Source organism: Pseudomonas sp. 51_B (genome assembly GCF_017491595.1).
In the GTDB taxonomy this organism is placed as follows: Bacteria; Pseudomonadota; Gammaproteobacteria; order Pseudomonadales; family Pseudomonadaceae; genus Aquipseudomonas; species Aquipseudomonas promysalinigenes.
In genome coordinates this window covers 61,508-76,417 of sequence record NZ_JAFGYW010000021.1, presented here as the reverse complement: position 1 = coordinate 76,417, position 14,910 = coordinate 61,508, and the positions used below count along the sequence as shown (strand labels likewise).

General features: G+C 59.0%; 14 protein-coding genes. 11 read left to right on the top strand and 3 right to left on the bottom strand.

What is annotated here, in order from left to right; translation table 11 throughout:
* Positions 1-494: 494 nt before the first annotated feature.
* Positions 495-1,715: a CaiB/BaiF CoA-transferase family protein gene (locus tag J5M56_RS19265; protein ID WP_207937555.1), complete on the bottom strand. Its 1,221-nt coding sequence runs from the start codon at positions 1,713-1,715 to the stop codon at positions 495-497.
* A 12-nt stretch (positions 1,716-1,727) separates the two neighbouring features.
* Positions 1,728-2,909, bottom strand: coding sequence for an acyl-CoA dehydrogenase (locus J5M56_RS19260; protein ID WP_186476042.1), 1,182 nt, complete (start codon positions 2,907-2,909; stop codon positions 1,728-1,730).
* A gap of 162 nt (positions 2,910-3,071) precedes the next feature.
* Between J5M56_RS19260 and J5M56_RS19255 the strand changes: the two genes are divergently transcribed.
* The 10 genes from J5M56_RS19255 (at position 3,072) to J5M56_RS19210 (ending at position 12,866) form a co-directional block, all read left to right on the top strand.
* The gene (locus tag J5M56_RS19255; protein WP_186476043.1) at positions 3,072-3,998 is read left to right on the top strand and encodes a LysR family transcriptional regulator; all 927 of its coding nucleotides are present in this window, start codon (positions 3,072-3,074) and stop codon (positions 3,996-3,998) included.
* A 410-nt stretch (positions 3,999-4,408) separates the two neighbouring features.
* Entirely contained in the window at positions 4,409-5,530 is a 1,122-nt protein-coding gene (locus tag J5M56_RS19250; protein ID WP_060480113.1) for a Re/Si-specific NAD(P)(+) transhydrogenase subunit alpha, read from the top strand.
* A 12-nt stretch (positions 5,531-5,542) separates the two neighbouring features.
* Positions 5,543-5,857, top strand: coding sequence for an NAD(P) transhydrogenase subunit alpha (locus J5M56_RS19245; RefSeq protein ID WP_003256966.1), 315 nt, complete (start codon positions 5,543-5,545; stop codon positions 5,855-5,857).
* Positions 5,858-5,859: 2 nt separating this feature from the next.
* On the top strand, positions 5,860-7,311 hold the full coding sequence (locus J5M56_RS19240) for an NAD(P)(+) transhydrogenase (Re/Si-specific) subunit beta (protein WP_186476044.1): 1,452 nt from the start codon (positions 5,860-5,862) through the stop codon (positions 7,309-7,311).
* Positions 7,312-7,495: 184 nt separating this feature from the next.
* The gene (locus tag J5M56_RS19235) at positions 7,496-8,989 is read left to right on the top strand and encodes an acetyl-CoA hydrolase/transferase family protein (RefSeq protein ID WP_060480115.1); all 1,494 of its coding nucleotides are present in this window, start codon (positions 7,496-7,498) and stop codon (positions 8,987-8,989) included.
* Positions 8,990-9,341: 352 nt separating this feature from the next.
* Positions 9,342-9,557 (top strand): DUF1127 domain-containing protein, encoded by a 216-nt coding sequence (locus J5M56_RS19230; protein WP_060480116.1) that lies wholly within the window; start codon positions 9,342-9,344, stop codon positions 9,555-9,557.
* A gap of 299 nt (positions 9,558-9,856) precedes the next feature.
* Positions 9,857-10,174, top strand: coding sequence for a DUF2388 domain-containing protein (locus J5M56_RS19225; protein ID WP_186476045.1), 318 nt, complete (start codon positions 9,857-9,859; stop codon positions 10,172-10,174).
* Between the two features lie 89 nt (positions 10,175-10,263).
* Positions 10,264-10,554, top strand: coding sequence for a DUF2388 domain-containing protein (locus tag J5M56_RS19220; RefSeq protein WP_060480131.1), 291 nt, complete (start codon positions 10,264-10,266; stop codon positions 10,552-10,554).
* A 36-nt stretch (positions 10,555-10,590) separates the two neighbouring features.
* A complete protein-coding gene (locus J5M56_RS19215) occupies positions 10,591-10,911 on the top strand; it encodes a DUF2388 domain-containing protein (protein WP_060480118.1) in 321 nt (106 codons plus the stop codon).
* Complete coding sequence (locus J5M56_RS19210; protein WP_207937554.1) at positions 10,908-12,866, top strand: DUF4105 domain-containing protein; 1,959 nt, start codon at positions 10,908-10,910, stop codon at positions 12,864-12,866. The genes J5M56_RS19215 and J5M56_RS19210 overlap by 4 nt, the downstream gene beginning before the upstream one ends.
* Positions 12,867-12,925: 59 nt before the next feature.
* Here J5M56_RS19210 and J5M56_RS19205 read toward each other — a convergent pair whose 3' ends face one another.
* The gene (locus J5M56_RS19205; protein ID WP_186476047.1) at positions 12,926-13,327 is read right to left on the bottom strand and encodes a GFA family protein; all 402 of its coding nucleotides are present in this window, start codon (positions 13,325-13,327) and stop codon (positions 12,926-12,928) included.
* A gap of 268 nt (positions 13,328-13,595) precedes the next feature.
* Between J5M56_RS19205 and J5M56_RS19200 the strand changes: the two genes are divergently transcribed.
* The gene (locus J5M56_RS19200; protein WP_186476048.1) at positions 13,596-14,903 is read left to right on the top strand and encodes a CitMHS family transporter; all 1,308 of its coding nucleotides are present in this window, start codon (positions 13,596-13,598) and stop codon (positions 14,901-14,903) included.
* The last annotated feature ends 7 nt before the right edge of the window (positions 14,904-14,910 follow it).

The window sequence follows — 14,910 nt, the reverse complement described above, 5'->3', positions numbered from 1 at the left end:
GACTATGTGATTTCTCGCATGGCCACTTGTGATGCTGATAATCTTTGTGACTATCAGTCCGTACTCACAAGCACCCACACGAATTGCTTGATTCTATTTGTTAAAGAGCGTTTGGTTAAGAGCGTTTCGTCTCAACCGAGGCGCGCATTCTACGCTTTCCTCATTTGCTGTCAAGCGTTTATTTTGAAGTTTTTTGCGAGAAACTCGTTTAGCTTCAAACACTTGACTCGCTGCGATCTCTCGTAGCGGGAGGCGAATCATACAGTGTTTAAAACCGCTGTCAACCTTCATCTCCACCGCTATCGATCAGTCGACCGAAGCGCTTCCAAGTTCGCCCGAACTAATTAACTCGTTGAATCTCAAGGAGTTTTTCGTTCCGATGTCGCTGGAAGTGGGGCGCATTATAAGGGGATTCGAAAGCTCGTCAACCTTTAATTTCAAGAAAGTTCAATATTGCTGAAAAACGAAGCGGGGGCCTAACGGCCCCCGCTTTTCTATATAACTGCGGCGCTTCGCAAACGCTGGATATCATCGGGACTTATGCCCAGCACCTGCGCCAGCACGGTTTCCGTATGCTCGCCAAGTAAAGGTGGCGCATGGCGGTACTCAACTGGCGTTTCGGAAAGCCTGATTGGGCTCGCCACCAGCGGCACGCTTCCCGCCAAGCCATGAGGCATCGAAACCGCCAACCCACGAGCCAGCACCTGAGGGTCCTGGAACACCTGTGCGAGGTCATTGATTGGCCCGCAAGGCACACCTGCAGCTTCCAACTGGCTCACCCACTCTGCGGTCGTCTTGAAAACCGTAGCCTGACGAATCAAAGGGATCAACTCAGCCCGGTTCGCCACTCTCTGCTTATTAGTAGCGAAGCGCGGGTCATCCGCCCATTGCGGCTGACCGGCAACCTCGGCGAACTTGCGAAACTGACCATCATTGCCCACGGTGAGAATGAAGTCCCCATCTGCCGTGGGGAAGTCCTGATACGGCACAATATTAGGGTGAGCATTCCCTAGCCGCCGCGGCGCAGTACCGGTTGCCAGATAGTTCATGGCCTGGTTGGCCAGGCAGGCCACCTGAACATCAAGCAGGGCCATGTCGATATGCTGCCCGACACCATGCTGATCGCGGTAGGCGAGGGCAGCCAGTATCGCGACAGTCGAGTACAGCCCGGTAAGAATGTCGGTGAGCGCTACGCCTACCTTTACCGGCCCAGCACCTTCCTCTCCATCCGGGCGACCGGTCAGACTCATGAGCCCACCCAGGCCCTGAATCATGAAATCATAGCCGGCACGCTTGGCGTAGGGCCCGGTCTGGCCGAAGCCCGTGATCGAGCAATAGATAAGCCGCGGGTTGATCGCCTTCAGGCTCTGGTAATCCAACCCGTAAGCGGCCAGCCCACCGACCTTGAAGTTCTCGATGACGATATCTGACTCGCCCGCCAGCTCACGCACCAGGCGTTGACCTTCGGGCTGGGTGAAATCAATAGTCACCGACCGTTTATTGCGGTTTGCCGAAAGGTAATAGGCAGCTTCACTGGTGCTCTGACCATCGGCATCCTTGAGGAAGGGCGGCCCCCAGAAGCGGGTGTCGTCGCCAGTACCGGGGCGCTCCACCTTGATCACATCAGCGCCGAGGTCGGCCAGGATCTGGCCAGACCAAGGCCCCGCCAACACTCGAGAAAGGTCCAACACTCGCAGATGAGATAGCGCGCCCATGCTGGCTCCTTATCAGTAGAAGGCCTGAATGCCGGTTTGCGCCCGCCCCAGGATCAGCGCATGCACATCGTGGGTACCCTCATAGGTGTTGACTACTTCGAGATTGACCAGGTGTCGGGCTACACCGAACTCATCGGAGATACCGTTTCCGCCGAGCATGTCGCGGGCCATCCGGGCTATATCGAGGGCCTTGCCACATGAGTTGCGCTTCATGATCGACGTGATCTCCACTGCCGCAGTGCCGTCGTCCTTCATGCGCCCCAGACGCAGGCAGCCTTGCAGCGCCAGGGTAATCTCAGTCTGCATATCGGCCAGTTTTTTCTGGATCAGTTGGTTAGCAGCCAGCGGCCGACCGAACTGCTGGCGGTCCAGGGTGTACTGGCGGGCGGTGTGCCAACAGGCCTCCGCAGCTCCTAGCGCACCCCAGGAGATGCCATAGCGGGCCGAGTTCAGGCAGGTGAACGGACCTTTCAAGCCACGCACCTGCGGGAAAATGTTCTCTTCTGGAACAAATACATTGTCCATGACGATTTCGCCGGTGATGGAGGCACGTAACCCAACCTTGCCATGGATTGCCGGGGCGCTGAGACCTTCCCAGCCTTTCTCCAGGACGAAGCCACGAATATCGCCAGCGTCATCTTTGGCCCACACAACGAACACATCGGCGATAGGGCTGTTGGTGATCCACATTTTGCTGCCACTGAGCCGATAGCCGCCATCGACCTTCTTCGCACGGGTAATCATCGAACCTGGATCGGAGCCATGGTTAGGCTCGGTCAGGCCAAAGCAACCAATCCACTCGCCAGTGGCCAACTTGGGCAGGTACTTCTGCTTCTGTGCCTCTGTGCCAAATTCATTGATCGGCACCATGACCAGTGAAGACTGCACGCTCATCATCGAACGGTAGCCGGAGTCGATGCGCTCCACTTCCCGAGCAATCAGCCCGTAGCACACATAATTGAGGCCACTGCCACCGTACTGTTCAGGGATGGTCGCCCCGAGCAAGCCAACCTCACCCATCTCACGGAAAATAGCCGGGTCGGTTTGCTCGTGACGGAAAGCTTCCAGCACACGCGGAGCCAGCTTGTCCTGGGCGAACTGGTAAGCGCTGTCACGGACCATACGCTCCTCTTCAGTCAGCTGCTGATCCAGCAGCAGCGGGTCGATCCAGTTGAAGCTTGCTTTACCGGCCATGAGCGAAATCCTCGAAATAGGGGAGCAGTTTCTTGTGCCATTGATCCTAGGCCCGATCTAGCAACGCTACAAACGAGGATTGCGCACGTATCAGTGATATTTTGTCACTCCGAAACACTGAAAACAGCCATACCCATGGCTCAATGAGTGAGGTTACCGTACATGCGGCGCAAGATTCCTAGTACTACAGCGCTGGTCTGCTTCGAGGCGGCGGCACGCCATGAGAGCTTCACCAAGGCCGCTCAGGAACTGGCGCTGACCCAGGGCGCCGTCTGTCGTCAGATCGGCGCACTCGAAGCCTTTCTCAATGTCGAGTTGTTCAGGCGCTCTCGCCGCGGCGTGCGCCTGACCGAAGCTGGGCTGTCATATAGCAGGCGAGTTGCTGCGCAACTGGATGCCGTGGAGCGAGACACTTTGTCGGTGATGCGTCAGCAGGGCGCTAATGTGATCGAACTGGCCGTCGTACCCACATTCGGCACTCAGTGGCTGCTACCACGACTTAAGGATTTTCAACAAAGGCATCCAGAAGTCACAGTCAACCTGACCAACCGTACCCGGCCATTCCTGTTCGCCGACACGCCCTTCGATGCCGCCATCTACTTCGGCGACGCCGATTGGTCGGGCACGCAGTCCCATCGCCTGATGGGTGAAAACCCCATGCCGGTGTGTAGCCCGGCCTTGCTGGATGGGCAAGGGGGGCTGGAGGCTGAGCAAATAGCCAGACTACCGTTGCTGCAACAAACCACCAGGCCCTATGCATGGCGCCAATGGTTCAATGGCCTGGGCCTGAATATAGCCGGCGACATGAATGGCCCGCGCTATGAGCTGTTCTCCATGTTGGCCCAAGCGGCGATGCATGAGATGGGTATCGCCCTAATTCCGCCTTTCCTCATTCAGCGGGAATTGGAGCAGGGGAGGCTGGTAGTCGCTAACAGGTACGCACTGTCTAGCGACAGGGCCTACTATCTGATGATTCCAGAGCGCAAGGTTGAGTCCGCCTCGCTTCGCGCCTTCAGGGACTGGCTTGTCAGCCAGGCGCAGCTCTACATCGCCTCAGAGCGATCTGAAGCAGCAAACCTACCCCTGTAGTCAATTATTTTGAACACCTACAGATGTAATTTAATGTCGCATTGAAGACAACTGTGCCGGTGAATCGAAAAACCCTTTGAAAGCCTCTAGAAATGGGGCTTTCAGAAGGATTTACGACATCTACCAAGCAATTCGCGAAATCATCGCAAAAAATTTCGAAATCTCCCCTAATCTGCCAATAGCCCATGTTTTATGGGCTGCGGGCTGTTGCTTGCGACATACGGTCACAGGGTGACTTGTAGTTTTAACTTCGTTTCGCTTCATAACTGGTTGAAGGCCTCTGGGTTCGCCTGCAAAATGCGTCGCCCGTCCTGGATTCGGCGGGCTCGGCGCTCAACAGCCGCCCCAGCGCACCATCCGCAGTGCGCTGGTTTCTACAAATACAAAAGGTCACCGCAGGAGAAATAGTCGTGCACATTGGTGTTCCTCTCGAGACGCAGACCGGTGAGACAAGGGTCGCTGCGACCCCAGAAACCCTCAAGAAACTGATTGGCCAGGGCCATCAGGTTACCGTCCAACGGGGGGCAGGGCTGAACGCCAGCATTCCGGACAGTGCCTATGAGGCCGTGGGTGCTTCCTTAGGAAGCGCAGCCGATGCCTACGGCGCCCAATTGGTGCTCAAGGTGGTGGCACCCAACGACCAGGAACTCGCCCTGATCAACAGTGGCAGCCTCTTGTTGGGCATGCTCAACCCCTTCAACAGCGAACTGATCAGCAAAATGGCCGAACGCGGAATCACCGCCTTCGCCCTGGAAGCTGCGCCGCGCACCTCACGGGCGCAAAGCCTGGACGTGCTGTCATCACAGGCCAACATCGCCGGCTACAAGGCAGTGTTGCTGGCCGCTCATCATTACCCCCGCTTCATGCCCATGCTCATGACCGCCGCCGGTACCGTCAAAGCTGCACGAGTGCTGATTCTGGGCGCGGGCGTTGCCGGGTTACAGGCGATTGCCACGGCAAAGCGCCTGGGTGCGGTGATCGAGGCGTCCGACGTACGCCCAGCGGTGAAGGAGCAGATCGAGTCGCTAGGCGCCAAGTTCATCGATGTGCCTTACGAAACCGATGAAGAGCGTGAATGCGCCGAGGGTGTCGGCGGCTACGCCCGGCCGATGCCGGCCAGCTGGATGCAACGTCAGGCCCAGGCGGTGCACGAACGGGCCAAGCAGGCCGATATCGTCATCACCACCGCTTTGATCCCAGGCCGCAAAGCACCGACATTGCTTAGCGCCGAGACAGTGGCGCAGATGAAGCCAGGCTCTGTGGTCATCGACTTGGCAGCTGCCCAAGGCGGTAACTGCCCGCTGACCGTTGCCGACCAAGTGGTACAGGCCAGTGGTGTGACCATCGTCGGCCCAACCAACCTGCCGGCGCAGGTGGGTGCCGATGCCTCGGCGCTGTATGCGCGCAACCTGCTGGACTTCATGAAGCTGCTGTTCGACAAGGACGGCGCGCTGGTCATCAACCTCGAAGACGACATCGTCGCGGCCTGCCTGATGTGCCGCGATGGCCAGGTCGTCCGCAAGAACGGCTAAGGAGCACGACAAATGGAAGACATGCTGATTTCTCACGGCATCTACAACCTGATCATCTTCGTGCTGGCCATCTATGTGGGCTACCACGTGGTGTGGAACGTTACCCCAGCCCTGCATACCCCGTTGATGGCAGTCACCAACGCCATCTCGGCGATCGTCATCGTCGGCGCCATGCTGGCCGCAGCCCTCACCGTGACCCCGGCCGGCAAGCTGATGGGCACTCTGGCTGTGGCATTAGCTGCGGTCAATGTGTTCGGTGGCTTCCTGGTCACCCGTCGCATGCTCGAAATGTTCAAGAAAAAAACCAAAAACGAGGCGCAGAAGTAAGCATGAGCATGAATCTGGTAACGCTCCTCTACCTCGTCGCCTCCATATGCTTCATCCAGGCGCTCAAGGGCCTATCGCACCCGACTACCTCGCGGCGCGGCAATCTGTTCGGCATGATCGGCATGGGGATCGCGATCCTTACAACCGTTGGCCTCATCTATAAGCTTGCGGCGCTCTCGGTTGGTAACGGCGGGGCTACAGCCGGCATCGGCTACGTCATCGTTGGTTTGCTGGTCGGCGGCACCGCAGGCTCCATCATGGCCAAGCGCGTCGAGATGACCAAGATGCCGGAGCTGGTGGCCTTCATGCACAGCATGATCGGCCTGGCTGCGGTATTCATCGCCATCGCCGCCGTGCTGGAGCCACAATCGATGGGTATCGTCGCTGCAATCAGCGACCCGATCCCCACGGGTAACCGCCTGGAGCTGTTCCTGGGGGCGGCCATCGGTGCCATTACTTTCTCCGGTTCTGTGATCGCTTTCGGCAAGCTGTCGGGCAAGTACAAGTTCCGTCTCTTCCAAGGCGCGCCCGTACAGTTCAGCGGCCAGCACAAGCTCAACCTCATTCTCGGCTTGACGACTATCGCTCTGGGCCTGCTGTTCACCTTTACCGGGCACTACAGCGCCTTCACCTTGATGCTGGTACTGGCCTTCATCATGGGTGTGCTGATCATTATTCCGATCGGCGGTGCCGACATGCCGGTGGTGGTGTCGATGCTCAACAGCTATTCGGGATGGGCTGCCGCCGGTATCGGCTTCTCACTGAACAACTCGATGCTGATCATTGCCGGCTCCCTGGTGGGTTCGAGCGGTGCGATCCTCTCGTACATCATGTGCAAGGCGATGAACCGCTCGTTCTTCAATGTGATCCTTGGTGGCTTTGGTGGCGATGTCGATGCTGGCGCCGCCCAAGGGTCGAAGGAGCAACGCCCGGTGAAATCCGGTTCGGCCGACGATGCCACGTTCCTGTTGAGCAACGCCGACAGCGTGATCATCGTTCCGGGCTATGGCCTGGCGGTGGCGCGCGCCCAGCACGCACTCAAGGAGCTGACCGAAAAGCTGAGCCACAATGGCGTGACCGTGAAATACGCCATTCACCCGGTGGCAGGGCGCATGCCTGGGCACATGAACGTACTGCTGGCCGAGGCCGAGGTGCCATACGACCAGGTGTTCGAAATGGAGGACATCAACGCCGAATTCGGCCAAGCCGATGTGGTGCTGGTACTGGGCGCCAACGACGTGGTCAACCCGGCGGCGAAGAACGATCCCAAGTCACCCATCGCCGGGATGCCTATCCTCGAAGCGTTCAAAGCCAAGACCATCATTGTCAACAAGCGCTCCATGGCCAGCGGTTATGCCGGTTTGGACAACGAACTGTTCTACCTGGACAAGACCATGATGGTATTCGGTGACGCCAAGAAGGTCATCGAGGACATGGTCAAAGCGGTGGAGTGACAACCACCACGGCAAACCAGCGTAACTAAAACAAGCCCCGGCCAGAATCTGCCGGGGCTTTTTTTGTTGATCCGGATCAACGGCTCTATTCTCAGGCTTCTCATACGACCATGGTCGCGGGACGGCATGGGGCGAAATCTCTAGACTGCGCTGCAGTAGTTTCAGTAGCCCGAGATAACAATCCATGTACCGTGATCGTATCCGCTTGTCCTCCCTGCACAGCAAGGTAATGAGTGCGGCTGATGCCGCTGGTCTGATCGAGGATGGCATGACCGTCGGCATGAGCGGTTTCACCCGCGCCGGCGAAGCCAAGGCTGTGCCCCATGCCTTGGCCGAACGCGCCAAGCTGTCGCCGCTGAAAATCAGCCTGATGACTGGCGCCAGCCTGGGCAACGACCTTGACAAGCAACTGACCGAAGCCGGCGTACTGGCTCGTCGCATGCCGTTCCAGGTCGACAGCACCCTGCGTAAGGCGATCAATGATGGCCAGGTGATGTTCATTGACCAGCACCTCTCGGAAACCGTCGAGCAGCTGCGCAACCAGCAGCTCAAGTTGCCGGATATCGCGGTCATCGAGGCGGTGGCCATCACCGAGCAGGGCCATATCGTGCCGACCACCTCGGTGGGCAACTCGGCCAGCTTCGCAATCTTCGCCAAGCAAGTGATCGTCGAGATCAACCTGTCGCACAACACCAATCTCGAAGGGTTGCACGACATCTATATTCCGACCTATCGCCCGACGCGCACGCCGATCCCGCTGGTCAAGGTCGATGACCGGATTGGCAGCACCGCAATCCCGATCGACCCTGCAAAAATCGTCGGTATCGTGATCAGCGACCAGCCCGACTCTCCATCCACCGTGCTGCCGCCGGATAACGAAACCCAAGGCATTGCCGACCACCTCATCGACTTCCTCAAAAAAGAAGTGCAAGCGGGGCGCATGACCAACAGGCTCGGGCCCTTGCAGGCTGGCATCGGCAGTATCGCCAACGCAGTCATGTGTGGCCTGATCGAATCGCCGTTCGAAGACCTGACCATGTACTCGGAGGTACTGCAGGATTCGACCTTCGACCTGATCGACGCCGGCAAGCTACGCTTCGCCTCGGGCAGCTCGATCACCTTGTCGACCCGCCGCAACGCCGACGTGTTCGGCAACCTGGAGCGTTACAAAGACAAGCTGGTCCTGCGCCCGCAGGAGATCTCCAACCACCCCGAGGTGGTGCGCCGCCTGGGCATCATCGGTATCAACACGGCGCTGGAGTTCGACATCTACGGGAACGTCAACTCGACGCACGTGTGCGGCACTAGAATGATGAACGGCATCGGTGGCTCGGGTGATTTTGCCCGCAATGCTCACCTGGCGGTGTTCGTTACCAAGTCGATCGCCAAGGGCGGAGCTATTTCCAGCGTCGTTCCGATGGTCAGTCACGTAGACCATACAGAGCACGATGTCGACATCCTGGTTACCGAGCAAGGCTTGGCTGACCTACGCGGCCTGGCTCCCCGAGAGCGCGCTCGAGCAATCATCGACAACTGTGTGCATCCAGATTACCGCGCGGCACTGAACGATTACTTCGAGCGCGCCTGCCAACGTGGTGGCCACACCCCGCACATCCTGCGCGAAGCGTTGAGCTGGCACGAAAATCTTGAAGAAACAGGACGCATGCTCGCCAGCTGAGTCCGTACCCACCCGCATCATTCAGGCCTTGTTGCACGCGCTGGAAGCCAAGGCCTGAACAGTTGACTCTCCCGCCTAAACACTTACGCAGCAAATCCAATAAAACTGTACTTCTGTACTGGTATTATTCGGGCCGCGTCGTGGTTAAAACAGCGAAAACCCCATAAATTGCACCAAAAACGCGCACACCAGTACAGTTTCGCCTAATTCGAGTGCAACAGTAGGGTTAAACAGTTAACTGGCCCATCTCATTACTGTTGAACTGTATCTACTGTTATGGACAGCAGGGGAGGATCATTGGCATCAGTTAAATCACTACCTAATCCCGCCATAAGCGGAAGGATGAAGCATCATGGAACGTACCCTCAGTTCCGGTCTGGTTTTTGAAAGCAATGCCCAGCAGTCCCAGGCCTCCCTGCCACTGCGCGCACTCTCCACTCTGCTGCTGTGGCAGCGCCGCATGTCGAGCCGCCGTCAACTGGCCCGCTTGGATGCCCGCCTGCTTGCAGACGCCGGTATCAGCGAGTCGCAGCGTTACGAAGAGCTGAGCAAGCCATTCTGGCGTTAAGCTCTGCTTGTCGGCTCTAGCCGGCACAGCTAATTTCCCGAAACCCGTTGCCGGAGACTGCAACGGGTTTTTTTTGCCTGCGAATTGGGGTGAGGAAGAAAAAACCTGCGACAGGTACAGTTAGTGACTTGTCACTAATCACCATAACAGTTGCACGCTGCAATGGTCGTCTAACCTTGCAAGGGGTGACCCCGTGACACGTTTCGCTTAGCATTCTGTCAGTTACGGTTGTCAAACCCGTACCGTAACGGGCAGTGCCAACGTCCATAGAGCAGAACCCTACCCAGGAGCAAACCGACATGTCCCACAAATATCTGATTGGTGCCGCCCTGTTGCTCGGCATGGTCAGCACTGCCAACGCCAGCAGTTTCGTCGTCACCACCGACGCCGTAGTCCGAGCCGTTGCCGCCTCCACCGACGCGACCTCAGACCTGACCTCATCTCTACGCGACGACAAAATCGTCCAGGCCGCGCGTGACGACGCCGCTAGCTTCGTGGGTAGCCAAGGCGCTATCCGTGGTGCCCGGCTGGAAAGTGCTTTACTGCACATCCGTTCGACCCAGCCACAACTGCAAGCCAGTGACGCCCAGTTGGCCCAGGCAATCCTGGCAATTTGACGATCACCTCGTTAGGCAGGCGCGTAGGCCAGGGCCTTCGCACTTGCGCTAGCCTCAGCTGCTCATTCATCCAGCCGTCGAACATGCTCATGCGTTATCTGTTGCCGTTACTGTTGACCGCTGGCATGGCCAGCGCCCAAGCCATGGATACCACCACCCAAGGCCTTGTCATTACTGGCTACGTGACCAGCCAAGTCACCACTGCCCCGTTTGATCGCAAGTTGGTCGGGCAAGCTCGGGACGACGCGGCGGTCTTCGTTGCCACAGATGGTTTGATACGCGGGGCGCGTCTGGAAGCCGCGCTCGACTCGCTGCGGCACACTGGTGTACGGCAATCTGTCGGCGACCTTGAACTGGCAGAAGCGATTCTCGTCCAATAACCAATCCTTACTCCCTGTATTCTTCGGAGATGCTCCATGCGTAAATCGCTGATTGCCGCTTCCCTCGGCACGTTGCTGCTGGCCGATCTGGCCCATGCACAGACCCTGGTGGCCACCAGCAACATCATCGTGCGTGCCTTTGGCCGCTCGATCGACTTCACCTCTGACACCACAACCTCGATCCGTGATTCCAAAGTTGTGCGCGAAGCCCATGACGATGCCGCCAGCTTCGTGGCGAGCAATGGTGATATTCGTGGCGCGCAACTGGAAGCGGCTTTCAGCACCTTGCGCGAGCGCGTACCTCAAGCGCGTGACGCCAGTGATCAGGTACTGGCAGAAGCCATCCTCGCACTGTGAAGCGCGTGCGTGCCTGGCTGCTCGGCTGCGCTCTGACGCTGCTAGGCACTCCCGCTTTTGCCGACCTGCAGCTCGAACTGCAGGCGGCAGGCCTGTCCTCACAACAAGCCCGAGCCAGCCAGGCATTGCTCGACGAGGCAATGGCCAAGCTGCCCCCACGCTTCAAGCAACAGCTCGATCGCCGCGTGCAGGTGAGCTGGAGCGACAACATGCCAGCCGATGCCTACGGTCAGGCATCCCTGGTTTCCACGTTGCAGCTCAACCGTCGCCTCTTACCGGGGCTGACCGATGGCAGCGCAGCCACCCAACGCACCAACCGCCCCCATGGCACCGTGCGCGAAGAATTGCTCGCAACTGTGCTGCACGAGCTTACCCATATTTACGACCGCGCACGCCTGTGGCCCAGCGCGGAGCGCTCGCTGATCGCCCGCTGCGCCCGCCAGCAAAACACGTTGGGCAAAATAGGCCAGCTCCCAGCGTGCCGCGGCCAGGCAGAGCGCCGCTTCACGCTGAGCGATGACCCTCGCTTGCTGGACCTGGCCGGTTGGCCGCAATACGTTGGGCGCCGAGGTGAGCGTGAACAGCACAACGCCCAGTTCATGCGCAGCCCAGACAGCTACGAGCTGAGCAGCCCCAAGGAATACATCGCGGTCAACATGGAGTACTTCCTCCTCGACCCGAGCTATGGATGCCGTCGACCGGCGCTGAACCAGTACCTGCGTGATCATTTCGGCTGGGCGCCCCAGCAGACCACCTGCGCCCAGGGCCTGCCGTTCATTAACGCGGGCAGTGATTTTGCCCGCCAGCCGCTGGGTGAAATCGACCCCGAACGGGTCTATCAGGTCGACTTCCTGCTTGCCGAAGCCAATCAGAACCTGGTCAGCCGCTGGGGGCACAGCATGCTGCGCCTGGTGATCTGCAAGCCTGGTCGCCCACGTGGCCCCGACTGCCGTCTGGACCTCGACCAAAGCCTGGTGCTGTCCTATCGGGCCTTCGTCAACGATGTGCAGCTATCCAGTTGGGATGGGCTGGTCGGTGTCTACCCGTCTCGGCTGTTCGTACTGCCGCTGGGTCAGGTCATCGATGAGTACACTAAAACAGAACTGCGCAGCCTGGCCTCGGTGCCGCTGAAGCTCAACCGCGAAGAGATCGAAAACCTGGTACGCCAGGCTGCCGAGATGCACTGGAGCTACGATGGCAATTATTGGTTCTTGTCCAACAACTGCGCCGTGGAATCCTTGAAGCTGCTACGCAGTGGGACTGCCAACCCAGGCCTGAACGACCTCGATAGCATCATGCCGAACGGTTTGCTGGCGGTGCTCAAGGGCAGGGGACTGGCCGATACCAGTGTGCTCGATGACCCCCGGGAAGCTTTGCGCCTGGGTTATCGTTTCGATTCCTACCGTGAACGCTATCAGGCCATGTTCGATGTGCTGAGAAAGCAGCTACCAATCAAGCAGACCGAAGTCGAGGACTGGCTGGCGCAAGATGCAGAGCAAAGGCGCCCCTGGTTCGACAAGGCCGACCTGCGCACCAGTGCTGCCTTGCTTCTGCTCGAACAAGCCAGCCTGCGCCGGCAACTGCTGCTAGCACAAGATGAAGTCAAGCAACGCTATTTGAACGCTGCAGCGATAAAGGACGGCAATATCAACAAGGCTGACGAGACGCTAAGGCAGATGCTCGCCAACAGTGGCTTCCTAAGCCGCCCGGCCGAGTTGCTCGACAGCCAGGGCTATGGCTTGCCACAACCGCAAGAGCGCCGCCACCTGGAGCAGGTCAGTGCCGAGCGCCAGGCAAAACTGCTGCGCCTGAGCAATGACCTGGATAAAGAGGTGAGGGCGCTGCTGGAGCCGTCGCGGGCCAAAGAAATCGCTGCGGTGGAAACCAATGTGAAACAGATCGGCGTGCACCTGCGGGCGTTGCACAAGGCCGCTGGCGGCCTGCAGCTGCCCTGATACCCGCAACCGGCCTTGAGCGGCTGATGCCGCCCAGGGCCGGCTAACCCAGCGCACTGCTAAAGGTTTTCCTCAGGCTCCCCAGGCAGCTGCTCATCCAGGTGCAGCCAAGGCAGCTTGCTGGAAGTCCAGATATGTCGCTTGGCGGGTACCTGCTCCGGGTAATCCAGGGTTGCGACTGTCACATCGATGCTACCCGGGCTGTGCTCGGTCACCAGTGCCACGTGGGCACCACATTCCCCGCAGAAGTAGCGCTTACAACTGGTCGGCGCCATGTAGCATTGGGGCCTTCCCGCCAACCATCTGAAAGCAGAACGGGGCAGGGTGACCCAGGTCACCACCAATCCACCGCTGACCCGCCTGCAGATCGAACAATGGCAATGGGCGGCATCTGCCAACTCGCCCTGCAGCCGATAACGTAAAGCGCCGCAATGGCAGCCACCCTCGTGCATGTCCTGCATCACCTACCTCCCGTCGCCGTCTTTGCGGCGAAAGCTGGCTGAAAGCTTGTCCCCCTAGGATAGCTCCCACTACCGGCACAAGACCGGTCAGCCAGGGCACCGAAACCTATTCGAGCGCTGGCCCATCAACAACAACAATGGTGATTTCTGATGTCTTCCTGCGCCCGCCCTTCTGCACCAACCTTCCGCACGCTCCTGGCACAGCGTCAAACACGCTGACCCGCCCGAATCGAAAACCCTTTCGCCGCGCCCCGCCTGGAGTATTGCCATGCTGACCTTCCTCGGCTTTGCCATGGTCATCACCTTCATGTACCTGATCATGACCAAGCGCCTTTCGGCCTTGATCGCGCTGATCCTGGTACCGATCCTGTTCGCCCTGTTCGGTGGTTTTTCCGCCAAGATCGGCCCAATGATGCTCGAAGGCATCAGTAAGCTCGCACCCACTGGTGTGATGCTGATGTTCGCCATCCTCTACTTCGCCCTGATGATCGACTCCGGCCTGTTCGACCCGGCCGTGCGCAAGATCCTCAAGCTGGTCAAGGGTGACCCGCTAAAAGTCTCGGTCGGCACTGCCGTGCTGGCTCTGGTCGTGTCCCTCGACGGTGACGGCGCCACCACCTACATGATCTGCTGCGCCGCCATGCTGCCGCTGTACAGCCGTTTGGGCATGAGCCCGCGAATCATGGCCGGCCTGATCATCCTGGCCGGCGGCGTGATGAACATGACCCCGTGGGGTGGCCCGACCGCCCGTGCTGCCAGCGCTCTGCACGTGGACCCGTCGGACATCTTCGTACCGATGATCCCGGCGATGGCCTTCGGCGTGGTGGCAATCCTTGCCATCGCCTACATGTATGGCAAGCGTGAGCGCGCACGTCTGGGTGAACTGCACTTGCCGACCGATGACATCGACCACAGCGACATCAGCGTGTCGCAGTTCCCTGAAGCGCGCCGCCCCAAACTGATCTACTTCAATGGGGCCCTGACCGCCGCCCTGATGGTGGCCCTGATCGCCGGCGTGCTGCCGCTGCCAGTGCTGTTCATGATTGCCTTCAGTATCGCCATGATCGTCAACTACCCATGCCTGCAACAGCAGAAGGACCGCATCGGGGCCCACGCTGGCAGCGTGCTGGCCGTGACCGGGCTGATCTTCGCGGCCGGCATCTTCACCGGCATCCTGTCAGGTACCGGGATGGTCGATGCCATGTCCAAGAGTCTGCTGGCGGTCATCCCTGACGCCCTGGGCCCGTACCTGGCCGTGATTACCGCGATCGTGAGCATGCCGTTCACCTTCTTCATGTCCAACGACGCCTTCTACTACGGCGTGCTGCCGGTGCTGTCGGAAGCGGCGAGCCATTACGGTATCAGCCCGGTGGAAATGGCTCGCGCCTCGATCGTCGGGCAGCCGGTGCACTTGCTCAGCCCATTGGTGCCGTCGACCTATCTGCTGGTGGCCCTGGCCGGTATCGAATTTGGCGACCACCAGCGCTTCACGCTCAAATGGGCAGTACTGGTCTGCGTATGCATAATGCTGGCCGCGCTGCTGATGGGCATTTTCCCGCTGTTCAGTAGTCTTTAATAAACAC